Source organism: Streptomyces sp. NPDC046862, from assembly GCF_040704615.1.
Classification (GTDB): domain Bacteria; phylum Actinomycetota; class Actinomycetes; order Streptomycetales; family Streptomycetaceae; genus Streptomyces.
Window position 1 is genome coordinate 187,879 of sequence record NZ_JBEYXP010000013.1, and the last position, 25,600, is coordinate 213,478.

Annotated in this window: 16 protein-coding genes; all 16 read left to right on the forward strand. The window is 71.4% G+C overall.

The window, feature by feature from the left end; translation table 11 throughout:
- The first annotated feature begins 13 nt into the window (after positions 1 to 13).
- The 16 genes from AB0959_RS17165 (at position 14) to AB0959_RS17240 (ending at position 25,597) form a co-directional block, all read left to right on the forward strand.
- Positions 14 to 742, forward strand: coding sequence for a hypothetical protein (locus AB0959_RS17165; RefSeq protein ID WP_366827213.1), 729 nt, complete (start codon positions 14 to 16; stop codon positions 740 to 742).
- Positions 735 to 1,496 carry a hypothetical protein gene (locus AB0959_RS17170; RefSeq protein WP_366827214.1) on the forward strand — a complete coding sequence of 254 codons (762 nt, stop codon included), beginning with the start codon at positions 735 to 737 and terminating at the stop codon, positions 1,494 to 1,496. The genes AB0959_RS17165 and AB0959_RS17170 overlap by 8 nt, the downstream gene beginning before the upstream one ends.
- A 73-nt stretch (positions 1,497 to 1,569) precedes the next feature.
- Entirely contained in the window at positions 1,570 to 2,538 is a 969-nt protein-coding gene (locus AB0959_RS17175) for a Pvc16 family protein (RefSeq protein WP_366827215.1), read from the forward strand.
- 33 nt (positions 2,539 to 2,571) lie between these two features.
- Positions 2,572 to 4,584: an ATP-binding protein gene (locus tag AB0959_RS17180; RefSeq protein ID WP_366827216.1), complete on the forward strand. Its 2,013-nt coding sequence runs from the start codon at positions 2,572 to 2,574 to the stop codon at positions 4,582 to 4,584.
- Positions 4,581 to 4,880 carry a hypothetical protein gene (locus AB0959_RS17185; RefSeq protein WP_366827217.1) on the forward strand — a complete coding sequence of 100 codons (300 nt, stop codon included), beginning with the start codon at positions 4,581 to 4,583 and terminating at the stop codon, positions 4,878 to 4,880. The genes AB0959_RS17180 and AB0959_RS17185 overlap by 4 nt, the downstream gene beginning before the upstream one ends.
- Positions 4,877 to 11,617 (forward strand): DUF4157 domain-containing protein, encoded by a 6,741-nt coding sequence (locus AB0959_RS17190; protein WP_366827218.1) that lies wholly within the window; start codon positions 4,877 to 4,879, stop codon positions 11,615 to 11,617. Before AB0959_RS17185 ends, AB0959_RS17190 begins: the two co-directional genes overlap by 4 nt.
- Positions 11,614 to 12,840, forward strand: a complete 1,227-nt coding sequence (locus AB0959_RS17195; RefSeq protein ID WP_366827219.1) for a hypothetical protein — start codon at positions 11,614 to 11,616, stop codon at positions 12,838 to 12,840. Before AB0959_RS17190 ends, AB0959_RS17195 begins: the two co-directional genes overlap by 4 nt.
- Before the next feature lie 19 nt (positions 12,841 to 12,859).
- On the forward strand, positions 12,860 to 13,561 hold the full coding sequence (locus AB0959_RS17200; RefSeq protein WP_366827220.1) for a hypothetical protein: 702 nt from the start codon (positions 12,860 to 12,862) through the stop codon (positions 13,559 to 13,561).
- 10 nt (positions 13,562 to 13,571) lie between these two features.
- Positions 13,572 to 13,949: a hypothetical protein gene (locus AB0959_RS17205; protein ID WP_366827221.1), complete on the forward strand. Its 378-nt coding sequence runs from the start codon at positions 13,572 to 13,574 to the stop codon at positions 13,947 to 13,949.
- The gene (locus AB0959_RS17210; protein ID WP_366827223.1) at positions 13,942 to 15,081 is read left to right on the forward strand and encodes a hypothetical protein; all 1,140 of its coding nucleotides are present in this window, start codon (positions 13,942 to 13,944) and stop codon (positions 15,079 to 15,081) included. The genes AB0959_RS17205 and AB0959_RS17210 overlap by 8 nt, the downstream gene beginning before the upstream one ends.
- 49 nt (positions 15,082 to 15,130) lie before the next feature.
- A complete protein-coding gene (locus AB0959_RS17215; protein ID WP_365133912.1) occupies positions 15,131 to 15,664 on the forward strand; it encodes a phage baseplate assembly protein V in 534 nt (177 codons plus the stop codon).
- Between the two features lie 19 nt (positions 15,665 to 15,683).
- Positions 15,684 to 16,043, forward strand: coding sequence for a hypothetical protein (locus AB0959_RS17220; protein ID WP_366827224.1), 360 nt, complete (start codon positions 15,684 to 15,686; stop codon positions 16,041 to 16,043).
- Positions 16,040 to 16,423: a GPW/gp25 family protein gene (locus AB0959_RS17225; protein WP_366827226.1), complete on the forward strand. Its 384-nt coding sequence runs from the start codon at positions 16,040 to 16,042 to the stop codon at positions 16,421 to 16,423. The genes AB0959_RS17220 and AB0959_RS17225 overlap by 4 nt, the downstream gene beginning before the upstream one ends.
- Positions 16,420 to 19,563, forward strand: coding sequence for a putative baseplate assembly protein (locus AB0959_RS17230; RefSeq protein ID WP_366827227.1), 3,144 nt, complete (start codon positions 16,420 to 16,422; stop codon positions 19,561 to 19,563). The genes AB0959_RS17225 and AB0959_RS17230 overlap by 4 nt, the downstream gene beginning before the upstream one ends.
- Entirely contained in the window at positions 19,560 to 23,381 is a 3,822-nt protein-coding gene (locus AB0959_RS17235; RefSeq protein WP_366827228.1) for a putative baseplate assembly protein, read from the forward strand. Before AB0959_RS17230 ends, AB0959_RS17235 begins: the two co-directional genes overlap by 4 nt.
- On the forward strand, positions 23,381 to 25,597 hold the full coding sequence (locus tag AB0959_RS17240) for a hypothetical protein (protein ID WP_366827229.1): 2,217 nt from the start codon (positions 23,381 to 23,383) through the stop codon (positions 25,595 to 25,597). Before AB0959_RS17235 ends, AB0959_RS17240 begins: the two co-directional genes overlap by 1 nt.
- Positions 25,598 to 25,600 lie beyond the last annotated feature (3 nt).

The window sequence follows — 25,600 nt, forward strand, 5'->3', positions numbered from 1 at the left end:
GCGGGGGGACGACATGGCGATCACCGGGGCGGCCGAACTGCTGGCCACCTGGGAGGCGGGACTCGCCGAGGCGCCGACCGGGCGCGCGCTGCTGCTGCACCGCACCGCGCGCCCGGACCTCGACGCCCGGGCGCTGCCGGTGCTGCCCGTCGGCGAGCGCGAGGCCGACCTGTTCACGCTGCGCCGGGCGCTGTTCGGCGAGCGGATGCAGGTGCGCCTGGCGTGCGGGGCGTGCGGGGAGGACATGGAGTTCGACCTGGACGCGGGGGAGTTCGCGCGCTCGCTGGACCGGCGGGGCGAGTCCGTCGTCCAGGTACGCCAGGACGGCTGGGAGGTCGAGTTCAGGGTCCCCGGCGTCGCCGACCTGGCGGCGGCCGCCCGGGCCGCCGACCCGCGTGCGGCCCTCCTCGCCCGGTGCCTCGTCTCGGCGGTGCGCGCCGGTGCAGCCGTGGCCGCGGGCGAACTGCCCGTGCCCGTGCAGCGCCGGATCGCCGAGGCCGTCGAGGCCGCCGACCCGGGCGGCGACGTGACGCTCAACATCGCCTGCCCAGAGTGCGGGCAGGCCACCCGGGCCGAACTCGACATCGCCTCCTACCTCTGGACCGAGCTGGACGCCTGGGCACGGGACGTGCTGCTCGACGTCCACCTGCTCGCCACCGCCTACGGCTGGAGCGAGCCGGAGATCCTGGCGCTCAGCCCGCTGCGGCGCCGCTACTACCTGGAGCTGTGCGCTGATGTCTGACTCCCTTTCGGGAAGCGGGCCGGCGGGCTCGGCCGAGCCCGACTTCCTCGACCGGCTGATCGCCCGGCACACCGCTCCGTCCGCCACCCCGCGGCCGGGCGTGGTGCGGGTACGGCCCCGGCTGCCCGGACCGTTCGAGCGGGTCGAGGCCGTACGGGCCGGCATACAGGACCCTGACGGGCCCGAACTGTTGTGGCCCTCGGCCACGCCGTCGACCGTTGCGCAGCCGGAGGCACCACGCCCGGCGGCCACCGACGCCCTGCTGCGCACGGAACGGGAGCGGACCGTCGTACGGACGGAACGGGCGCCCGCCGGCCCGGAGACGCCACCGGCCCGGCCGACCGTGCCCGAGACCCCACTGCTGCGTCCGGCCACGCCGGTCGCCCCGGGGCCCCGGCCGGTCACCGACCCCACGCGCCGCACTGCGGGACGGGGCCACTCCGCCCCGGCCCCCGCCCAGGGCGCGGCGACCGTGCCCAACCCCCCGGGCGCGGACGTCGCTTCCCCAGCCGCCGTGTCCGCCGCACCGCGTCCCAGCGCGGCGGACGCGGCGGCAGCACGCGACGCCGTACGACAGGCCGCGGCCCGGCGGCCCGGACGGGCACCCGAGCAGGTGGTGCAGGTGCAGATCGGGCGGCTGGAGGTGACGGCGGCGTCGCCCACGGGCGGCGGCGGGGCGCGGCGTACGGACCCGGCACGGCGCCCGGAGGCGACCGTGAGCCTCGCCGAGTACCTGGCACGGGGGCGCACATGAGCACCGGGACGACCGGCAGGACCGGGACGACCGGCAGGACCAACTGGAGCAGAGGGACTGAGGAACCGACGTCATGAGCAACGCACTCGCCATCGCCCATGTCACCCAGGCCCTCGCCGTGCTGATCGAGTCCAACCTCGCGGGCCCGGAACTCGACCTGGCCGTCAAGATGGAGCTGGGCAAGCCACCGGCCGAGCCGCCGTCCGAGCCCACCATCTCGGTGTTCTGCTACCAGGTCACGCCCAACGTCTCGCAGCGGGGCAACGACCTGCCCACCCGAGCCGCCGACGGCACCCTGCGCAAGCGGCCCGCCGCGGCGCTCGACCTGCACTACCTGATCAGTGCGTACGGCGAGGAGTCGGAACTGGTCGGCGAGAGGCTGATCGGCTCCGTGGTGCGCACCCTGCACGAGATACCGATCCTGCCGAAGGACGTCATCGAACGGGCCGGTGAGAAGCCCTACTTGGCGGGCAGTGACCTCGTGGAGGCGGCGCAGCGCGTGCGGTTCACACCGACGGTGATGGACATCGACGAGACGTCGAAGCTGTGGGGGATGCTCTACCAGACGCCGTACGCCCTCTCGGTGGTCTACCAGGCCGCCCTCGTCTTCATCGAGGGCCGTGAGACGCCTGTGGCCGCCAGGCCGGTGGAGCGGACCGGCGTGACGGTGCTGCCGTTCGGGGCGCCGGGAGCGCCGGTGCCGCCGGGTTCGGCCGGGGCGGGTGCGGCCGGGGCGGGTGCGGCCGCGGACGAGGCCTCGGGCTCCGCCGATCCCGCAGAGGCAGTCACCACGGTCGAGGCCGCCAAGACGCCCTCCAAGGCCGTGGCGAAACCGGCGGTGAGGACCCCGGCCAAGAGTGCCGCCAGGACCGCGACGAAGCCACCCGCCGCCACCCGGAAGGCGGCCCAGCCCACCAGGTCGGCGAAGACGGCCAAGTCCGCGAAGAAGACGGTGAAGCCCGCCGAACCGACGGCGGAACCCATGGCCGAGCCGATGGCGGACGGCAAGAGCGACAACGCCGGCGGCGGCGCGGAGAACTGAGGCCACGTGGGACCGACGGGGGCAGGTGAGGACATGGGAGAGCAGCGAGACCAGGGAGAGCAGGGAACGCAGGCGCCGGGCACCGCCAGTGGGCGGGACGGCGGGTCGACGCTGACCGCCGAGATCCAGCGCGTCCTGGCCCGGGTCGACGCCCACGCGGCGCGCGTCAACCACGCCGGGGACGACGGTGCCGGGGACAGCACGGGCGTACCCGGGGCCGCCGTGGTGCCCGCGGCCGGCCCCGACACCGCTCCGCTCGACGCCCTCGCCGCCTGCTTCGGTCTCACCCCCTTCGAGCGCGACCTCGTCCTCCTCTCCGCCGCCCAGGAGCTGGAGCCCACGACCGCCGCCCGCTGCGCCGCCGCCTGCGGTGACCCCGAGCGGGCGTACCCCACGTTCTCGCTCGCCCTGGCCGCGCTGGCCGAGCCGCACTGGAGCGCGCTCACCCCCGTGGCGCCGCTGCGGCGCTGGCGGATCGTCGAGCTGGACGACGCCTCTCGCCTGACGACGTCCCGGCTCCGCCTCGACGAACGCGTCCTGCACTTCCTGCTGGACTCGCCCTACCTGGACGCCCGGCTGCACGGCCAGTTGCGCCGCACGCCCGTCCCGGACGCGCTGCCACCGTCGTACGACCTGGCCGCGAACCGGGTGGCCGTCGGCTGGACGACGGGCACGAGCCCCGACGCGCCGCTGCTGGTGCAGGTGACCGGCGGCGACCTGCGCAGCCGGGCCGACATCGCGGCCGCCGCTGCCGTCCGCTCCGGGCTCGGGCTGTACTCGATGGCCGCCGAGGACGTCCCGACGGACCCCGCCGAGCGTGACCGGCTCGCCCGGTTGTGGCAGCGCGAGGCGATCCTGCTGCCGGCGGCGCTCCTCGTCGAGGTGGGCGAACTGGACCGCGATCAGCGGGCGGCGACCGAGTCCTTCCTGGCCGGGGCCGCCGTACCCGTCGTGGTGTCGAGTGAGGACCCGTTGCGCTCGGAACGGCCGCGCGGGGCCCGTGTGATCGTGCCGCGCCTGGACGAGGAGGAACAACTGGGCCTCTGGGCCGCGGCGTTCGAGGACGTTGCCGACTTGCGTGACTCCGAACTCCGCTCCCTGGTCGCCCAGTTCCAGCTGCCGCCGCATGTCGTACGGTCCGCGGCCGCAACCGTGCGCCGCGATCTCCCGGATGAGGACGAACTCGACGCCGCTGGGCTTGCCTGGCGCGCCGGCCTCGACGAGGCACGGATCGGCATGGACGAGCTGGGCCGCCGCGTCGAACCCCAGGCGGGCTGGCACGACCTGGTTCTGCACGACCGGCAGACGAGCGTGCTGCGCGAGATCGTCGCCCATGTGCGTCAGCGGCCGACGGTCCACCAGGAGTGGGGCTTCGCGGGCACTTTGAGGCGCGGTCTCGGCGTCACGGCACTCTTCGCGGGCGGCTCGGGTACGGGCAAGACGCTCGCAGCCGAGGTCATGGCCAAGGAACTCGGGCTCGACCTGTTCGTCGTCGACCTGTCCCAGGTGGTCAGCAAGTACATCGGCGAGACGGAGAAGAACCTCCGCAGGGTCTTCGACGCCGCCGAACGCGGCGGCGCACTGCTCCTCTTCGACGAGGCCGACGCCCTGTTCGGCAAGCGCAGCGAGGTCAAGGACAGCCACGACCGGTACGCCAATCTCGAAGTCAGCTACCTGCTGATGCGGATGGAGGCCTACCGGGGTCTCGCGATCCTCACCACCAACATGAAGAAGGCCCTCGACAACGCTTTCCTGCGCCGTATCCGCTTCGTCGTCGACTTCCCGTTCCCGGCGGAGCACGAGCGCGCGGAGATCTGGCGGCGCGTCCTCCCGCCGCAGGCCCCGGTGAAGGACATCGACCCGGACCTCCTCGCCCAGCTCACCGTGGCGGGCGGCTCGATCCGCAACATCGCTCTGTCGGGCGCCTTCCTGGCCGCCGAGGAGGGCGACCGGCTCCAGATGCGGCACATGCTGGCGGCGGCTCGCACGGAGTACCTGAAGCTGGAGCGTTCGCTGACGCCTGCGGAGGTGCGGGGGTGGGTGTGAACAGAGAGCCTTCGGCGACACGGGCGGAGCCCTCGGCGATACGGGTGGAGATCGGCGAACTCGTGTTGGACGGGTTCCGGGCGGACCCCGAGCGCGTCTCGGAGGCGTTCGAGCGCGAACTGACCCGGCTGGTGGAGAAGCACGGCGTACCGATGGCGGCGGACGGCCCCGTGGCCCTGGACGCGCTGTCCGGTCTGCCACCCCTGCGGGCCGGACTGTCCGCCCGCCGCCTCGGCCAGGAACTGGCACGCGCCGTGCACGAGGGGCTGAGCGGCCACGGGGAGGTGACGCGATGAGCTCCCCGACACAGGCGGACCGTTCCGGGCAGTCCGCGGAGCAGCGCCGCCGCAAGCGCAAGGAGCAGGCGGCCAAGGCCCGTACTCCCGAACCGAAGGACATCGTCAGCGGCGCCGGCCAGCCCCTCGACCCCGGCGTACGGCGGGATCTGGAGGAACAGCTCGGCCACGACCTGAGCCGCGTACGCCTGCACACGGGCCGCGATGCCGGGCAGTTGACGGATCTGCTCGGCGCGGACGCGGTCGCGGTCGGGCAGGACGTCTTCTTCCGCGAGGGCGCGTATCGGCCGGGCACGGACGAGGGACGCCGCCTGCTCGCCCACGAGCTGCTGCACACCGTCCAGAACCCGCATGGCCTGGGCGCCCTGCGCGTCGGCCGCGAACCGGGTGCGGTGAGTCTGCCGCAGCAGGCGATCGAGCGGGAGGCGGAGTCGGCGGCCCAGGACCTCGTACGTCCGGAGGCGGCACGTGACTCCGCGCCGGAGGTCGAGGAGGGGCAGGCGACTCCGGGCTGGCTGAGGTACGCCACCGTGGACGCGGACCGCCGTCGCGCGGAGGCGATCGACCCCGCCACCCTCGTCGACCGGCTGACGAACTCGGTCGTCCGCTCCCTGCGCGGCGACCCTGAGGACCTCTCCAAGCGCACTCGCAAGCAACTCGCCCGGCTGCCGGTCGAGTTGCTCGACACTGTCCTCCTGCGGCTCGAGGGCAGGCTGCTCGGCTCGGAGCACGACCGCGTGCTCGACTTCGTGGACGAGATCGAGGCGTACGACGACTACGCCGAGGACGGCCTGGAGCGCGACTCGCACGACGCTCCGCAGATCGAGCCGGACACGGCGGGGGAGGTCCGCGCCGAGCGCGAGAACGAGCTGCGGGACGCGGAGGAGCGGAAGGCGGAGGAGGACCGGCCTCGGCTCGCGCCCGGGCCGGAGAAGGAGCGGACCGACGCGGGGGAGGAGGGCGCGGCCGGGAGCACTCCGCAGAACGGTGGTACGGCGGAGCACGGGACGACTCCGCAGGGTGGGGGTGCGCCGCGGGTGTCGGAGGCGTCCGGTGCGGGATCTTCGGCCGCGCCCGCCTCCCAGAAGGAGCAGGCCGCGTCGTCCCCCGCTTCGGCCTCCGGGCAAAAGTCGGAGAGCGGGCAGGGCGGACAGGGCCGACAGCAGGGCGGAGAGAAGAAAGCCCAGGACCCGGCGGGCGCGGCGGGCGGCAAGGAGAAGGTCGCCGGCAAGGAGAAGGCCGGCAAGGAGGCCACCGAGCAGGAGGAGACGCCCGCCGCGAGCAAGGAGGAGTCCGCGGCGAAGAACCGCCCGGGCGCGGCCGAGGCGATGGTGGCGGGCCAACAGCTGAGGCAGCAGGACAAGCGGGGCGAGGAGAAGCCCAAGGGCTCACCGACCACGTCCGGTAAGGACACCCGGCTCGCGGGCAGGTTCAGCACTCTGGAGGGCAAGCGCAACCAGGACGTCGAGGGCCTGGAGGAGGAGCCCGAGGAGGACCCGTTCGGCTCCGGGAGCGAGTCGGAGGTCGAGGTCGGCGGCGAGGAGCCGAGCGCCTGGGACATCAAGCTCCAGCCGGAGGACTTCCTGCCGCAGCAGGACCTCGACGTGTCCGGCGTACCGACGGCGGAGGATCTGGACCCGTCGTCGCCCACCGCTTCCTCTGTCCCGTCCTTCCCGGCCCCGCCGACCACCAGGGCCGACGAGGTGCAGGCACAGCGGGACGCGGAGGACGCCGAGGACGAGGCGGCGGAGGCCGAGCCCGAGGAGGAGACCCTCGCCGAGGAGACGGAGTCATCGGCACCGGAGACCGAAGGAGGACCGGAGGACGACGGCGGCTTCGGCGGTCTCGCACTGGAGCAGGCAGCGGCGGCCCCGCCCGCGTCGAGCGCCCTCACCCGGGATCCGAAGGCCGGCGATGATCCGAAGCTGGGCGCGGTCGCGGCGCAGACGACGGTGCAGGAGGCGCCGGGCAAGGCGGACGGGAAGTCCGAGGGCGGCAGCGAGGCCAAGGAGCCCGCCGCCAAGGAGGAGAAGGGCACGGCGGCGGCCGGCGACAAGGCCTCGGCCGCGCCGGAGAAGGAGTCGCAGCAGGCCGCGGGTGGCCGCGCCGCGCAGACGGATACCGGAGCGGGCGCGAAGGAGTCCGCGGGCGGTGCCGGTACGGAGGCGTCCGGCTCCCAGGGCCCGGGGGCGGCTGGACCGGGCACGGCCGGTGGTTCCCCCGTCAGTGAGACCTCTGGTGCCACAGGTGCGACAGGTGCCACAGGCCCCTCGGAGGCGGCCGCGCCGGGCAGCGCGGCTCAGGAGAGCGCGCCCGAGTCCAGCGCTCGAACGGAGGCCCCGGCCGCCCGTACGGAGACTCAGGCCGCGGCCCCCAAGTCGGCGCCCGCCGCTCAGGAGTCCGCACCCGCGCCGCAGGCCACCCCGAAGGCCGCTCCCGAGGCGAAGGGCGCCCCGGAGACCGCACCGGCACCCAAGGCGTCGGCACCGTCCGGCGGAGGCTCGCGCGGTGGCGGTGGCGGTGGCGGTGGCGGTGGCGGTGGCGGTGGTGGAGGTGGAGGCGGAGGCGGCGGGGGAGGTGGGGCGGCAGCCCCGGCCCGCGGCAAGGGCAAGAAGGACTCCGGCCCGGCCCCGAACCTCTCGGGCGTCTCCCCGGAGGCGGGCCTGTCCACCGCCTCAAAACTCAAGCCCCACAAGGCGCTTCAGGCCATGGGCGGCGTGGGCGGCGCGGTGGACCGCACGGTCGGCGACGAACACAAGACGCTCGCCTCCGCCCCGCCCTCCATGCAGCGCCCGGCGGGCGCGCCGCAGACCCTCGCGGGCAAGCCGAAGACGGACGCCCCGGCCCAGTACTCACAGGACCCGGCCCAGCAGGCGAAGGATCCTGAGAAGAAGGACGCCGAGGTCACCGGAGCGAAGCCGCCCGAGGGCCAGATCGAGGCGGAGAAGGCCGAGGAGCCGGGCGGCTGGGACACCTTCAAGATGGCCCTGGGCTTCATCGGCGGCAAGATCGTGAACGGGATCGCAAGCGCCTTCGGCGCCGACGAACCCGTGGTGGACGAGCAGGAGTTGGCGGCGAAGTTCGCCGGGCTGCCGACGAAGGACGAGGCGCTGAAGCAGGCGCAGGCGGGCAACGCGCCGGGCGTCGAGATGGAGGGCGGCGCCGAGCAGGCGTCGGGCGAACAGGGCGGCCATGTCGACGCCAAGGGCCAGGAGACCATCGGGACGGCCCAGGACGACGCCGGCCGCGGGATGGGCGAGGACCAGGTCTACCCCAACGCTCCCAAGGAGCAGATGACCGCGAAGGTGCCGGGCCAGCGGGGCGGCGGCCAGGGCGTCGGCGTCGGGGGTGGGGGCGCCACGGGTGCCGTACCGCCCGAGGCCGCCTCGGAGGTGGCTGAGCACGAGCGCGGCCCGCAGTTCCAGGCGGCGTTCAGCGAGGGCCAGAAGGGCGTGTCCCAGAGCCGTCAGGCCAAGGACCGCGACTTCCGCGACTCGCAGGCGAAGCACAAGCAGCAGGTCGACGCCGAGATCAAGGCCAATACCGAGACGCAGGCGGGCGAGCGCGAAAAGGCGATGGCCGATGTCACCGCCCAGCGCGAGGGCTGGCGCGCGGACCAGGACAAGGAGCTCAAGAGCCTCGGCGACAAGAAGACGGACCGGCAGGAGAAGGTCCGCCAGGACGTCAAGGACGAGGAGAAGAAGACAGACGACAAGGTCAACGCCGAGAAGGACGGCAGCGACCAGAAGATCAAGGACAAGGCCGGCGACGCGGAGAAGGAGGCGAACGGAAAGAAGGACACCGCCGCCCAGGAGTCGGGCAATTGGATCACGAAGGCCTTCGAGTGGATCAAAAACAAGGTCATCGAGATCAAGAACCAGATCGTCAAGGTCATCCGGGAAGCGCGTGACGCGGTCGTCACCTTCATCAAGGACTTCAAGAAGAACGTCGAGGGCTGGATCAACGCCGCCCGTCAGGGCATCCTCGACGCGATCAAGAACCTGATCAAGGATCTGGTCGAGTTCGCGAAGTCGATGGTGCGGGCGATCATCGAGCTGGCCCGGCGCATCCGCAACCTGATCACGTCCCTCATCCAGGCGGCGATCGCGCTCGTCAACCGGCTCGCCACGGTGCTGAAGCAGGCCATCAGCGATCTCCTGAACGCGATCGGCAGGCTGCTGAGCAGCATCCTGGACATCCTGAAGAAGGCCCTTCAGGACGTCATCAAGGCAGTCGTGGACGCGGTGAAGACGGTCCTGGACTTCGCGGCCGGACTGCTCAACTCCCTCGGCGAGTTCATGCTCATCGCGGTCGACTTCCTCTCCGACCCGGGCGGCTGGCTGAGCGGTGCGAAGAACTCCGCGGTGGACGGCGCGAAGAACCACCTGTTCCGCGAGGTCAAGGCGGCGGTCAAGGAATGGTTCCAGTCGAAGATCGAAGAGATCATCGGCATCCCGAAGGCGATCATCGACAAACTGATCAAGGGCGGCATCACCCTAGAACAGATAGTCAAGGACACCTGGGACGCGATCGTCCCCCAACTCCCCTTCATCATCGGCGAGATCGTCATAACAAAGGTCATCGCCAAGCTGATCCCCGGCGCGGGCTGGGTCATGGCCGTCATCGACGCCATCCGCACGGCCATCGGCGCCCTCGGTGAAATCCTCCGCGCGATGGGCGCCGTCCTCGACTGGCTCAAGGCCGTCCGCAGCGGCGGCGCGGGGATCTTGTTCGCGAAGGCGGTGGCGGCGGGAATCGTGGCGCTGCTGGAACTGGCCTACGAGGCGTTGCTGAGCGGCATCGGCAAGTACGTCGCGAAGGTGGGCCGTCGCTTCAAGGGCCTTGCGGCGAAGCTCGGCGGCAAGGGCAGGGGGGGTAAGCCGGGCGAGGGCAAGGGGGCGGGGGCCGACGAGGCGGACGACAAGGGCAGCGACAGGAAGGCGGCCCAGCAGGACCCCGCGAAGAGGCCAGGGACGGCCGGCAAACCCTCGACGGCGGCACCCAAGGCGGGGCAGGGCAAGGACGGCGTACCTGGGAAGTCGAAGACGCCGGGCGCCGATGCGAAGAAGCCCACGCCTGCAACGAGCAAGGACAAGGACGGCAAGCCGAAGGACACGGACGAGAAGCCGGACACGAAGCCCATCTCGACGGTAAAGCCGAAGCCGAAGGCGGAGCCCCCGGCCAAGCCGAAGCCCGAACCGGCCGCGAAGCCGAAGGACACCGGCAAGACCTCGGACAAGCCGAGGGACGACAAGGACACAGACGGGTCCAAGCCGAGGGACGACAAGGACTCCACGGACAAGCCCAAGGACACCGACGGCAAGTCACCGGACAAGCCCAAGGACACCGACGGCAAGTCACCGGACACGCCCAAGGATCAGGTCCCGAGCAAGCCGAAGTCCGGGGGGCCGGACACTCCTGGCAAGCGGAAGCCCGACGCGGATCGGGACCGCAGGCGAGACACGACCAAGGACAAGGACGGCAACAAGCCCACCGACCCGAAGAAGAAGGGCGAGGAGGGCAGGCAGCCGAAACCCAAGCACGAAGCCAAGGGCCCGAAGAAGTCGAAGCGGGACAGGCACGAGGACCGGAGGCCGAAGGACAAGGATCCGGAGAAGTCGAAGCGAGACAAGAAGGAGCGGCGAAAGAAGGAAGAGGAGTCGAAGGAGTCGAAGGAAGAGCGGCTGCAAAGGATTGTGGCAAGGATCCGACTGAGGCTCCGCGGGCCGCTGACGCACGGTGTGCCTCGCCCTGCGTTGCGAATGACCCTGGGCGGAATGCGTCTTTGGTACCGGCTCACCGATCTGTCCTTGCCGGCCGGGAAGTCGGGGGCGATTCATGCACGCCTCAATCCGGATGAGGACGTATTCGGTGTTCAGACCGGGGTGCAACCCGAGCAGACCCCTGAGATGGAGCGGCGCGAACGTGAAGCGGTCGAGCAGCTCCGTGCGGCTGAGGAGGCTCGTCAACGTGACGAAGCGACTGGTCCGGGCGAGCGCGTAGGAGATCGTCCAGAGCAGCGTGAGGACACAAACGTGCAGCGCGGCTCCCTGTCGGATGCTTTGACTAGCATCCTTGAGGACGCTCCACTCCAGCCTCGTACTCACTCACAGAAGGGGGAGTCGGTTGCCTGGGGGGACCTGAATCGTTCTGAGGCGGAGAAGAGCCTGATCACAGGTGATCACATCCCCTCCGGGAGGGCCCTGATAGAAAAGGCCAGAATGGATGCGCTGGCCAAACGCGCGGAAAATGATGATCAGCTCCAAGCGCTGTTGTCGAAGCGGGAAGTGACGCGTCTCACCCCGGGTGAGAAGAAAATACTGAAGGCCAAGGAAGACCTAATCTATGAGGAGGAGCAGCTCGTCATATTCAAGGGTGGCAAGCTCGATGTGAAGGCGAAGGAGATCTACGACAAAGCCCTCACCGTCGTGATTGACACCGAACTGCACAAGCTCGGGCGTACCTACTTGGGAAGCAATAGGAGGAAGGAGAAGGATCTCACCCCGGAGCGCAAACGCTACGAGAATGACGCTCGAAACTTCAGTGAGGCTGTGCGCAAGGACTTCAAGTGGTATCTGGATGTAATTGAAGGAACCGACAGGTTCACCAAGAAGCAGATCGAGGCATTCATCAGGCACTACAAGAATCTCACGGACAAGAAGGTCATAGACTATTCTCCGGAGATAGATCGTATGCTCGTAGATGCGTGGAACAATTCAAAGAAGGATCCGGAATGAGTGACATCAGCGCCATTGAATCCGTGCTCGGGGATGATTCCTTGCATGGGATCACCAAGCGGCAGCGTGTCTTCGAGTTGCTCTGCGCGAAGCCGAATCTGGGGGCCGATGTCGCCGCAGATTATCTCACTGAAACCGAGGACGAAGCCGGGGCCGACTATGTGGCCCAGTATTTGGCATTGATTCCCGGGGCTCAGGCCGAGAAGACCCGAGCTGCAGAGCGCCTGCGGCGGGCCGGCATCCTTGCGCGTGCGGCATCGTGGCTCGTTCCCTGGCTTCCCGACGAGTTGCTCGACGGCTTCATCTCCGACTACCTGGCCGAAACCAAGCCGAGTGAGTCACCGGCGAGCAGCGTCGTTTACAGCATCGGTCTCTTCCAGCCGCATCGTCTGCGCCCGTACGCCGATCGCCTGGAGGCCCATATGCGAAGGGCCTTGCTGTCGGGAGCCCCTGACGAGCTGGTTGACGCGTTTCTCCGTGTCTGGCAGGAGACGCATGACCTGTCCCGGCTGGAAGCTTTGGCCCTGATCCGTACGGACTATGCTCGGGAACGGCTAGTGGCTTCGCGTGACACGGTCGATGAAAGTGCCGACTGGGAAGAGCTGATGGAGCTGGCCGGGACTCTGCCGGACTCCGGACGGCCTTCCGGTTTCCGGCCCGCCCACATGGCTTTCATCGTGGACAGGAATGAGAGCCCGCATGTTGTGGGCGGCCCGTTCCAGGGGGACGTGCCAGTCTGCCTCGAATGTGAGGAGCCAGCTGAGCGCGTCCTCAAACTCGCTGCCAAGTCGCTTCCTTTCGACTTGAAGAACGACGCATCTTTCTTCTGGTATGCGTGCGAGTGCGAGGCGATGGACTCAACGACGCTACGCATCACGGCGGATGGGGAGACACACGTCTACTTCGGACCGGCAGCGCCTGCGTCTGATAGTGCCGACCTGGTTCCCGGTGGGAAACGTTCACTCGTCATTGAAGAGCACCCCAACCAGGTCGGGGTGAGCGATGAGGCGATGGCGGGAAGCTCTCAACACCAAGTGGGTGGTCTACCCCAGTGGATCACTGTCGATCGGCACCCGCGCTGTCCGGAGTGCGGCAGTTACATGCCCTTCCTCGCTTCGATCGGAGGCGACTTGACCCCCTTCGGTGAATTGGGCTTCGAAGGATGTCTCTACGGGTTCTGGTGCGACGACTGCTGCGTCTCCAGCACCAAATACCAATCCTGATGAGCTGTGGAGGCAGACCATGACCCGCTACGCCGACATCCCCAAACCCATCCGCTCCGGCATCGTCGTCGTCAACCCCGACACCGGCACCCCCCAGCGCATCATCGTCCTCCAGTTCAACCCGGACACGCTGGAACGCAGCGTGAGCCCCCAGTCCGCCGGAGACGGCGGTGATGCCGGAGCCGGCGGCACCGGTAGCGGGGACAAGAACGAGGCGCTGCGGCTCAAGGGTCCCGCCCAGGAGACCTGGAAGTTCACGGCCGAGATCGACGCCACCGACCAGTTCGAGGTCGCGGCGCCCGACGGGATCCATCCCCAGCTGGCCACCCTCGAAATGCTCGTGCAGCCGACCACCGCCCAGCTCCGCGCGGCGATGAAGCTGTCGCAGAAGGGGAGCATCGAGATCAGCCCGATCGAGATGCCGCTGACCCTCTTCACCTGGGGGAGCAAGCGGGTCATGCCCGTCCGGCTCACCGAGTTGTCCGTCAACGAGTCCGCCTTCGACGTGAATCTCAACCCGATCCGCGCCTCCCTCAGCATCGGCATGAAGATCCTCACCGTCAGCGACCTGCCTGCCGGGCACCGCGGTGCCGATCTGTACATGGCGCACCTCGCGCAGAAGGAGCGGCTCGCGGCGGCGGCCCGAGGCGGGAGCCTGGGTTCCCTCGGGCTCAGTGGAATCGGCGCCGGAGCAGCCGGCATACCGAGCGGAAGGGGCTGAGCCCACCGTCATGGCCGACATCGAGCCCTACGAGAGCGCGCTGGACTCCATACCGGGCGCCCACCCCTACCCCCGCACCAGCCGGTACCACGACGCCGAGATCGGCATCCACCGCCAGCCCGACGGCACCGAAGTGCGGTACACCAAGCGGCGCTTGCTGCCCCCGCTCCATCAGCGAGAGGACGAGACCCAGCCCCACACCGTCGGAGCCGGCGAGCGACCCGACCTCCTCGCCCAGCGCTACTTCGGCGACCCGTCCCAGTGGTGGCAGATCGCCGACGCCAACCCCGTACTCGACCCGAACGAGCTGACCGACGAAGCCGGGCGCGTCATCGACATCCCGCTCGCCGGCGGCTTCCCCGGTGGCCGAGGTGACCGACGTGTTTGATCTGCCCGTGGGGCAGGGCCCCGTCCACATCACCCTCCTCATGGGACCCAAGCTCGCCCGCCCCGTCCCCGCCGAGGTCACCGAGGCACTGCTCTCCGCCCAGATCACCGCGACCGCCGGCGAACGCAGCGGCTTCCAGCTCGCCTTCGACCTCACCAAGAACGGGATCATCAGTCGCAGACTGCTCCCCGAGGGGTTCTTCGATCCCAAGACCCGCCTTATCGTCACCGTCAACGTGAAAGGCACGCCCGACGTCCTCTTCGACGGGCTCGTCGTGCGTCACGAGGTCGGCGCCAGCAACCAGCCCGGCCACTCCACCCTCACCGTCACCGGCGAGGACCTCACCCTCCTCCTCGACCTGGAGGAGCGCACCGCGCCGTACCCCAACCTGCCGCCCTCCGAGCGGGTGCTCGCGATCCTCCGCCGCTACTCCGACTACGGCATCCGGCCAGACGTCTACCAGGAGAAGATCGCCCAGCCACCCCACCAGAACCTCCGCGTGCACTACCAGACCGGCACCGACCTGCAGTACGTCACCGACCTCGCCCGGGCGAACGGCTACACCTTCTACCTCGAACCCGGGCCCACCGCGGGCCAGTCGTCCGCCCGTTGGGGTCCGGAGGTCCGGCTCGGCATCCGCCAGCACGCCCTCAACGTCAACATGGACGCCAACTCCACCGTGGACCAGCTGACGTTCGCGTACGACGGGACGGCGCGCGAGGAGCCGCAGGCCCGCTGGCAGAACCCCGAGACCCGGCGGTCCGACCTTCTCCCGCAGCCGTCCATCAGCCCGCTGCGCCCTCCCCTCGGCAAGCGGCCCACCCCCGCCCTCAAGCGCAGGACCCTCTCCGGCACCGCCAAGCAGCAGCGCCAGGAGGCCGAGGCCGAACTCCTCGCCCGCGCCGCCGTGTCCGCCGACGTCGTCTCCGGGTCAGGGTCCCTGGACGTCAACCGGCACGGGTACATCCTCCAGCCCCGCCAGCTCGTCGGCGTACGCGGCTCCGGACGCGCGTACGACGGCGACTACTACGTCAAGTCCGTGACGCACAACCTGCGCCCGGGCTCGTACCAGCAGAACTTCACCCTCACCCGAGAGGGCCTCGAAGCCCGCAGCGACTACGTCCGGCCGTAGACGTAACACTTTTGCCATTTTCGATACATCGACCAGGAGCACCCCCACCATGGCGGCACCCAGCAATCGCTACCTCGGCAAGTTCCGCGGCCGGGTCGTCAGCAACAACGACCCCTTGCGCATCGGCCGCGTCACCGTCGAGGTCCCGGACGTCCTCGGCAACGAGCCGTCGACGTGGGCGCTGCCCTGCCTGCCGTTCACCGGGCCGCAATCGGGGCAGTTCGTGGTGCCGCCGCCCGGCGCGGGTGTGTGGGTGGAGTTCGAGCAAGGGGATCCCAGCTTCCCCGTGTGGACTGGGTGTTGGTACGGAGCGGCTGACGAACTGCCGCCGGACGCACAGAACGCGCTGCCCGCCAACTCGCCGAACAAGCCCGTCGTCGTGCAGACGCCGGGTGCGCACAAGATCGTGATGAACGACGCGGCCGGGACCGACGAGGGAATCCTGCTCCAGGCCAAGAACGGGGCGTACATCCGGATCACCGAGGCGGCGATTGTCATCGCCTCCGGCAGGGCCCGGATCACACTCCAGAACGACCAGGTCATCGTCAATGAGGGTCAGTTGACCGTGGAACCGAAGCGCTAGAAACGGGGGATCGAGAAACGTGTCCGGGACATCCGGGGCATCCGGGAAGCTGCTTGCCGCCGACACCGTGATCAGCTGCCCGCACGGGGGGCGCGCCACACCGGCGCACACGCCGTCCCCGGCGGTGCTGATCGGCGGCAGGGCGGCAGCCACCGCCGCCCACACCTACACCGTCGTCGGCTGCACCCACACCGTGAACCGTGTGCCACAGCCGTGCCTGTCCGTACGGTTCACCGCCTCCGCGAGCGGCGTGACCGTCGCGGGCGCCCCCGTGCTGCTCGACACCGACACCTCAGCGGCCCAGTGCTTCAGCGCGGCCCTGGTCGCACAGGGACCACCCGTCGTCACCGCCGCGCAGCAGGAGGTGTCCACACGATGACGAAGCCGGTCATCCGCACCGACATCGCGTTCCCCTTCCGCGCCGACCGCCGGGGACGCACCGCGCACGCCGACCACGGCGCACACGTCCACGACCTGGTCGAACAGTTGCTCTTCACCAGCCCCGGCGAACGCGTCATGCGCCCGGACTTCGGCTGCGGGCTCCTCGATCTCGTCTTCGCGCCCAACAGCCCCGAGCTGATCAGCACCCTCGAACTGTCCGTGCAGGCCGCCCTCCAACGCTGGCTGGGCGACCTCATCGACGTGGAGGACCTCGACGTGGTCAGCGAGGACCACGTCGTCCGCGTGTATCTCTCGTACGTCGTCCGCGCCACCGGCGCCCGGCGCGAGGACGTCTTCGAAGGGAGGGCCGCCGCATGACCACCACGACCGGTACAGCCTCCCGGCGGGCCAAGGTCCGAGCCGCCCAACTCAACGGCATCGACGCCGTGGAGGTCAGCGACGACGGGCTGCTCCTCACCGTCACGTTCCTCGGCAAGGCCCCGCACGGCCTGTGCCCCGAGAACGTCCGCGTCGACGGCGGCCGCCGCGTCACCGGCATCACCGCCCTCGACGTCAGCGTGGAACGCGAGGAGGACCCCGAGCTGGACGACCGGCTGTACGTCACCCTCGACAAGGCCGGCGACACCTCCCGCTACCGGCTCTCCCTCGTGGAGGCCGACCCGTACGGCAGGCCCGGTACCGAGCCGTACCGCGGCTTCGACCAGCGCTACCACAGCGCCGGCTTCTCCTTCCGGCCCGACTGCCCGACGCCCTTCGACTGCAAGGACGAGCGACACCCCGAGACCGACTTCCCGGACGCGCCCGTCATCGACTACACGGCCCGCGACTACGACACCATCCGCAAGCTGCTCCTCGACCGGCTCGCGCTCACCACGCCCGACTGGGTGGAGCGCAACCCCGCCGACCTGGGCATGACGCTCGTCGAGCTGCTCGCGTACACCGGCGACCGGATCAGCTACCAGCAGGACGCGGTGGCCACCGAGGCCTACCTCGACACCGCGCGCCGAAGGGTGTCCGTGCGCCGTCACGTCCGCCTCATCGACTACGCGATGCACGACGGGTGCACGGCCCGCGCGTACGTCACCGTGGAGACCGCGGAAGACACCACCCTCGCCCCGGGCACGTACCGCTTCGCCTCCGTCGACGTCCGCGCCCTCGACCCGCACGACCGGCCCGAGCCCGGCACGGTCATCGGCGACCACGACCTCGCCGACCTGGAGGAACGCGGCTCGGTGGAGGTCTTCGAACCGGTCGCCCCCACCGACCCGCTTCAGCTGCGCACGGCACACAACGCGATCCGCCTGTGGACCTGGGGCGGCGAGGTGTGCACCCTCCCCAAGGGCGCCACCTCCGCCACTCTCCGCGACGCATGGGTCGACCCCGAGACCTGCCGGGACCGGCGGCTCGACCTCGAGCCGGGCGACCTGCTCGTCCTGGAGGAGGTCAGGGGCCCGCGCACCGGAACCCGCGGCGACGCCGACCCCGCCCACCGCCAGGCCGTACGCCTCACCTCGGTCACCCCGGGCATCGACCGCATCGAGGACCAGCCGGTCCTGGAGGTCACCTGGGCGGCCGAGGACGCCCTGCGCTTCCCGCTCTGCCTCACGACCCTGGGCGGCCGGAACTGCCTGCCCGTCGAGGACGTGAGCCTCGCCCGAGGCAACGTCGTCCTCGTCGACCACGGCCGCACCCTCCAGTGGTCCGGCGAACTCCCCGAGACCGTCACCGTGCCGCCCGTACCCGCCGTCGTCGCCCCCTGCGACCCTCCGGTCTTCGGCTGCCTCGACCCGGATGACGGGAACGCTCCAGCCCGGCTCATCAACTCGCTCACGGACAAGGCCGAGGGCGGTCAGGCACTCATCCCCGACGACGTCCGTGAACTCTTCGACGTCGTCGGCCTGTCCGCGACCACCCGCGCCGGAATCGGCCTGGAACGGGCCGGGCAGCGGCACGAACGCGTGGTGCCCGGCACCGCGTACGCCCAGGCCACCGCCCTGCGCACGCTGCTCGCCCAGTCCGTCTACCCGGGCATCCTGCCCCGCTTCCGGCCCGTCCTCGGCAGGGTGCCGGTCGCGCAGGCCGTGCCGTTCCCCGACCCGCGGACCGTCTCCGCCGGGCAGGCCGAGCGGATCGCCGCCATCCCGGGACGGGTACGGCAGCGGCTCGTCGACCTGTGGCGCAGCGCCCGCGACCGCGACGGGCTCGGCGACGACGAGATCGCCGAACTCACCGTCATCTACGGCCTGAAGATCCTCGAACGCATCGAGCTGCGCCGTCATCCCGTCCGCGCCCTGCGCGAACTCCTGCACCGCAACGACGAGTTGCTCGACACCAAGCTGCGCCGCGCCGAGATCCTCGCGGCACGGGCCCGCGCGGGGACGGTCCTCGACCCGCACATCGCCTGGGAGATCGCCCACAGCTGGGGTCCGGCGTACGCGACCGGGCTGCACCCCGACGAGCCGGTGCTCCGTGGCTCCGCGCACTCCGCCCTCACCCAGGACCCCCGCCAGGCCCTGCCCGCCGTACGCCTCCACGAGCACCGTCACGAGGACGACGACACGACCTGGGAGCCGCGCCGCGACCTGCTCGACAGCGGCTCGCGCGACCGCCACTTCGTGGGCGAACTGGAGGACGACGGCCGCCTCGCCCTGCGCTTCGGCGACGGCCGGCACGGTGCGAAGCCGACCCCGGGCGCCCGGCTGGCCCTGGGCTACCGGCTCGGCGGCGGCACGGCGGGCAACGTCGGCGCGGAAGCGATCAACCACCTGGTGACACAGGGCCCGGACGACTGCGAAGCCACCGTCGCCGTCGTCCGCAACCCGCTGCCCGCCATCGGCGGCACGGAACCCGAACCCGTCGAACAGGCACGCCAGTTGGCCCCCCTCGACCTGCGCCGCAGCCGCCTGCGCGCCGTCACCGCCGACGACTACGCGGCCCTCGCCGCCCGACTGCCGGGCGTCCAGCGCGCCGCCGCCGAGATCCGCTGGACCGGCAGCGTCCAGGAGGCACACGTCGCGATCGACGCCCACGGCGCGGGCAGTCCGCCCGGCGAGTTGCTCGCCGCGGTCGAACAGGCCCTGGAGACATACCGGCGCATCGGCCACGACCTCGTGGTCGGGCCGGCCCGGCTGGTGCCGCTCGACATCGTGCTGACCGTGTGCGCCAGGCCCGGCCACCAGCACGGGCAGATCCTGGCCGAGCTGTACCGCGTACTCGGCAACGGCCGACTGCCCGACGGGCGGCTCGGCTTCTTCCACCCGGACGCGCTCACCTTCGGCGAACCCGTCCGGCTCAGCCGCCTCGTCGCCGTCGCCGCGGCGGTCCCGGGTGTGGAGAGCGTTCAAGTGGCCCGACTGCGGCGGCTGTTCGAGCAGGACCGTGGAGAGAGGGAGGACGGCGTGCTGCGGCTCGGCCCGCTGGAGATCGCCACCTGCGACAACGACCCGGACCGGCCGGAGAACGGCCGGCTGGCGATATCCCTGGGAGGTGCCCGATGACGACGTACGCGACGACCGATGAGTGCGGCTGCGGCGGCGCCTGCCGCGGCGGTCACGACGAGCGCCTCGCGCCCGCGCCGGTCCACAACCCGCCGGGCCGCGCCGCCCTCGACTACCGCGTCGGCGAGTACGGCTCCTTCCTGGCCGCCCTCCTCGACCGGCTCGCCTCACCCGCGTATCCCGCACTGCACGGGCTCACCGTGCGCACCCCGGACGACCCGGCGATCGGTCTCCTCGACGCCACCGCCGTCCTCGGTGACCTGCTCACCTTCCACTCCGAGCGGATCGCCGACGAGGCCTACATCCGCACAGCCAACGAGCACCGCTCACTGGTGCTGCTCGGGCGGCTCGTCGGCCACCGGCCACGCCCCGGCGTGGCCGCGTCCACCCACCTCGCGTACACGCTCGAACGCGACCCGCGCGCCGAGACACTGCCGGTGGTCATCCCGCGCGGCGCACGCAGCCACAGCGTGCCCGCCTCCGCCGACGAGGAGTCCCAGACCTTCGAGACCGGCCGTGACCTGACGGCCCGCTGGGACTTCAACGAGTTGAAGGTCCGCCGTCGGCGCCCTTCGCTCGTCACCCCGGAGGACCTGGAGCGCCGCTCCGAGCTCTACGTCGAGGGAACCGCCAACTCCCTCCAGACCGGGGACCAGTTGCTCTTCGTCTTCGGTGAAGACGCCGGCGGCGAACGGAAAATGCTGCCCGTGGCGAACGCGCGGGTCGACCGGGAGGACGAGATCACGGCGATCTCCCTGGCGAGGTCGGCCCCGGCGACGCTGAAGGAACTCGTCGACGAGGTACGGCGCTGGATCGCCGACCCGGCCGTCCCGGGCGAACCCGGCGAGGAGCCGCCCACCCCCGAGGTCCCGAACCCGCGCCCGGTCAGCAAGCTGATCGAGGACGTCGAGGACCAGGTCCTCGCCCCCCTGCGCGAGGACCTGGACGCCATCACGTCGCCCGAGCGGCTCGCGGGCCGCCTCGCCGAGCCCGTCGCCCGCCTCGGCGAGGCCCAGGTGCTGGCGACGCCGTACGAGGATGTGGCGGCCTGGTTCGAGCAGCTGGAGGCCGTGCTCGCGGAACTCGCCGAGCGCGCAATGGAGTTGGCGCCCGCACAGCCGGACCCGGAGGAGCCCGGGGAACCCGGGGAACCGGCGGAGCCGCGGACGAAGGCGGTGGCACAGGCGGCCGCCCCCGCCACCCCCGCCACCCTCGCCCCTCGAGATGCCGCCCTCCAGGCCCTGAGCAACGTCCTGCCCGCCCTGCGCGCCTCCGCCCCCGCTCCCTACGGCGGCGGCACCCGCGCCCAGCTCCCCGGCACGGACACCGCTCGGCTGCTCTCGGCCCTCAACCCCGGCCTGCGCGGGCTCTACCCGGCCTGGCGCACGGCCGCGGCCCCCGGCACCCCGCAGCTCCTGCGCGAACTGCTGGCGCTGCGCGTCACGGCCGCCCCCTTCGGCGCCACGGCCCCGCTCAAACCGGTCCAGGACGACCGGGGCCGGGTCATCCGCACCGCGGACTGGCCGCTCACGGGCGCCGTCCTCGTCAGCATGCGCGTCGTGTTCGACACCCAGGGCAAGGTGCCCGTCCGGGCGGAGTTCCAGTACGTCGAGGGCAGCAGCTCCGACCAGCGCTCCGAGAACCTGCCCGTCACCCAGCCGGTGGTCTTCCGCCTGGGCACAGGCGAGGTCGAGCTGTCGACGCGCGTGGCCCAGGACCGCGACCTGCACTGGCTGAACCGCCGTCCCACCGACTCCCAGGAGCCGGGGGTCACCGCCCACCTCCGCAACGGCCTGCCCAGCTACGACCTGTTCGTGTCGCGGCCCGACGACGAAGGCCTCGTCCACGTGATCGTCGGCGACGCGGACCCGGTCACCCTGCGCCCCGGCGACACCAGGCCGCTCCACCTCGGCGACGAGGAGATCAGCCTCCGCTACACGACCGGCAGCAGCGAACCCAACGTCGAGGTCGTCCTCGCCAGCAAGCGCGACCCGGTCGACCGCAAGGTGCTCCAGCTCGACACGGTGCACCCCGGCATCACCGTCGGCAGCTGGGTCGCGATCCAGCGCCCCGCCAAGGGCGCCGACGACGGCATCCCCGGCGACAAGAAGCTCGCGTTCGTCACCACCCAGGTCAAAGCCGCCCGCACCGCCGCGTACTCCAACTACGGCATCACCGGCCGCGGCACCGAACTCACCCTGGGCGCCGCCTGGCTGGACGAGTTCGACGTCCTGCTCTCCCACATCCGCGACACCACCGTGCACGCGGCGGGCGAGCCCCTGCGCCTGGCGGACGAACCGCTCGGCGAGGACGTCCACGGCAACGAGATCGAACTCGCCGAGCTGTACGACGGATTGCAGCCCGGACGCACCCTGATCGTCGGCGGCGAGCGCAGCGACATCCCCGGGGTGGCCGGCGTGACGGCCACCGAGGTCGTGACGATCGCGAGCGCCGACCCGGCCGTCGACCCCCAACTACCAGGCGATCACGTCCACACCCGACTGACCCTGACCGCAGACCTGGCCCACCGCTACCGCCGCGCGACCGTCCGCATCCTGGGCAACGTCGTCGAGGCCACCCACGGCGAGGGCCGCGAGGAGGCGATCGGCAGCGGCGACTCGGACCGCGTCAACCAGACGTTCGCGCTCTGGCAGTCCCCGCTCACCTGGCTCGCCGACGACAACCCCCTCGGCGCCACACCCGTGCTGGAGCTCCGGGCCGACGGCGTGCTCTGGCACGAGGTCGACAGCCTTGCCGGGCGCGGCCCGCGCGAGCGTGTCTACATCACCGGCTCCACCGCCGACGGCCGCACCACCGTGACCTTCGGCGACGGCGTCCACGGGGCCCGCCTGCCCACCGGCCACGACAACGTCCGGGCCCGGTACCGCTTCGGCACCGGCAAGGCCGCCAACGTCGCCGCCGACCGGATCACCCAGCCGCTCACCCGGCCCCTGGGCGTCTCCCAGGTCACCAACCCGCGCCCGGCCACGGGCGGCGCGGACGCGGACGGCCCCGGCCTGACCCGGCGCACCGTCCCGCTCGCCGTCTCCGCCCTCGACCGCCTGGTCTCCGCCCCCGACTACGAGGACTTCGCCCGCTCCCGCGCCGGCATCGGCCGGGCCGCCGCGCGCGAACTCTTCGACGGACGGCGGCGCGTGCTGCACGTGACGGTCGCGGGCACCGACGACGTGCCCATCGCCGCCGACTCGGACACCCTGCGGGCCCTGCGCGGAGCCCTCACCGAGTACGGCGACGCCAACCTCCCCGTCCGCGTGGACGTACGCGAACTGGTCCTGCTGCTCGTCGCCGCCAAGGTGAAGGTGGCCCCGGACCACGCCTGGCAGATCGTCGAACCGCGCCTGCGTCAGGCTCTGCTGCGCCGACTCGGCTTCGAGGGACGGGAGTTGGGCAGGCCCGCCCGGCTCTCGGACGTCCTCGCCGCGGCCCACACCGTGCCCGGCGTGGACTACGTGGACGTCGACGTCTTCACCGGCATCCCCGCCTCCTCCACGCCCGAGGAGCTCACCGCGCTGCTCACCCGTCCCGGCAGCCCCAGGGCGACGGTCCCGGCGCACCCGGCCACGTACGACGAGAAGACCCACACCGTTCGCGCCGAGGGCGGCGAGACGCTCTCCTCGATCAGCGCCCGGTACGGCGTCCCGCTCGCCGAACTCCTGCGCCTCAACCCCGACATCACCGACACCCGGCGCCTGGCCAGGGGCCGGACGGTGTTCGTCTTCCGCGGCATCCGCCCGGCCCAGCTCGCCCTGCTGTCGCCGAAGGCCGCGGACACCCTGATTCTCACGGAGGTCAAGTGATGGCTGCCAACTCGGTGGATGTCCACCCCGAGACGACGGCCCCGGCGACCAGGGAACCCGACGGGCTGGCCGAACTGCTGCCCCGCTGGCACCTGCTGCGCGACGCCGAGGAGGGCGAACCGCTGCGTGCCCTGCTCGCCGTGATCGCCGAGCAGCTGGACCGCGTCCGCGACGGCGTGGCCCAGGGCTACGAGGACCTGTTCGTGGAGACCGCCGCCCCCTGGGTACTGCCGTACCTCGGCGACCTCGTCGGCTACCGCACCCTGCCGGGCTACGTGGGGGTCCCCCCGGCCGGAGGCTGGGGGAGCGTCCTCACCACGGGCCTGCACGGCGGTGGCCGGGACGAACTCGCCGAGGCCGTCGCCCCGCGCGCCGACGTGGCCGCCACCGTCGCGAGCCGTCGCCGCAAGGGCACCCTCCACCTCCTCGAGGAGCTCGCCGAGCGCGTCACCGGCTGGCCCGCACGCGCCGTCGAACTGTCCCGGCAGGTGGCCCACACCCAGCCGGTGAAGCTGTACGGCACCGGGGGAGCCCACCGCGCGGGACGGGGCCGTCTCGTCGACCTCCGGGACGGATCCGCGCTCGCCCTCGCCGGCGGCCCCTTCGACACCGCGGCCCGCACGGTCGACGTCCGCCGCGCCGACTCCAGCCGCACACAAGGCGGTTGGACCCCGGCCGGAGTCGGGCTCTTCGTGTGGCGACTCAAGGCGTACGCGCTGACGTCCTCACCGGCGTACTGCGTCGACCGCGCCCGCAACCTCTACACGTTCTCGATCCTCGGCAGCGATACGCCACTGGTGACCAAGCCGGTGCCGGAGCCGTCGCCCACGCACCTCGCCACCGTCGACAACGTGCCCGGGTTCATCACCCGCCGTCTGCTCCACGACCGCCTCGCCGACTACTACGGCCCCGGCAAGAGCCTCGTCATCCGCCGCGACGGCGAGGACAAGCCCGTACCGCCCTCCGACATCGTCGTCGCCGACCTCTCCGACTGGCGCTACCGGCCGAAGCGCGGCCAGGTCGCCGTCGATCCGGAGCTCGGACGGATCGCGTTCGGCTCCCGGTCCGCGCCCCGGCAGGGCGTGTGGGTGGACTACCACTACGCGTTCGCCGCCGACATGGGCGGCGGCGAGTACGAGCGCGACGACCGCGTGGCCCGCCCGGACGCGACCTTCTACCGGGTCGGGCCCGGACAGCGGTTCCGGCAGATCATGGACGCCTACCGGGCGTGGCAGCACGACCGCCGGGCCGACCGGACCGGCCCCGAGGGCGTCATCGAGATCACCCACAGCGGCGCCTACCAGGAGCAGCTGGACTTCGACCTCGACCCGGGCGACCGCCTCGAACTGCGGGCCGCCGAGGGCACCCGGCCGGTGATCCGCCTGCTCGACTGGTACAGCAACCGCCCGGACGCCCTCAACATCCGCGCGGTGTCGGAGGACTGCGCCCCCCACGAGCGGCCCCGCATCGTCCTCGACGGGCTCCTCGTCGCCGGACGCGGCATCAACGTCACCGGAGCGATGGGCGCCGTCGTCGTCCGCCACAGCACCCTCGTACCCGGCTGGTCCCTGGAACCCGAGTGCGAGCCGCACTCGCCCGAGGAACCCAGCATCGTCCTGGAACGCACCACCGCGTGCCTCCAGATCGAGCACAGCGTCCTCGGCACCATCGAGGTCATCGGCGACGAGGTGAGCGAGGACCCCCTCGACATCCACCTGCGCGACAGCGTCCTCGACGCCACCGGCCACGACCGCGAGGCACTCTCCGCCCCCGACTGCCGCCACGCCCACGCCGTGCTCCACCTGCACCGCACCACGGTCATCGGCGAGGTCCACACCCACGCCGTGAGGATCGCCGAGAACTCGATCTTCACCGGGAAGCTCCACGTGGCCCGCCGCGGCATCGGCTGCCTGCGCCACTCGTACGTCCCCACCGGGTCCCGTACGCCCCGCCGTTACCGCTGCCAGCCCGACCTGGCCGGACCCGACCAGGCCCAGCGCGTACGGCCGCTGTTCGCGTCCGAACGCTACGGGACGCCCTGGTACGGGCAGTTGGCCGACAGGTGCGCCGAGGAGATCCGGCGCGGCTCGGACGACGGGGCCGAGATGGGCGCCTTCCACGACCTGTACCGGCCGCAGCGCGAGGACGGCCTGCGGGCACGGCTCGCGGAATACACACCCGCGGGCGCGGACGCAGGGATCTTCTTCGTGACATGAGCC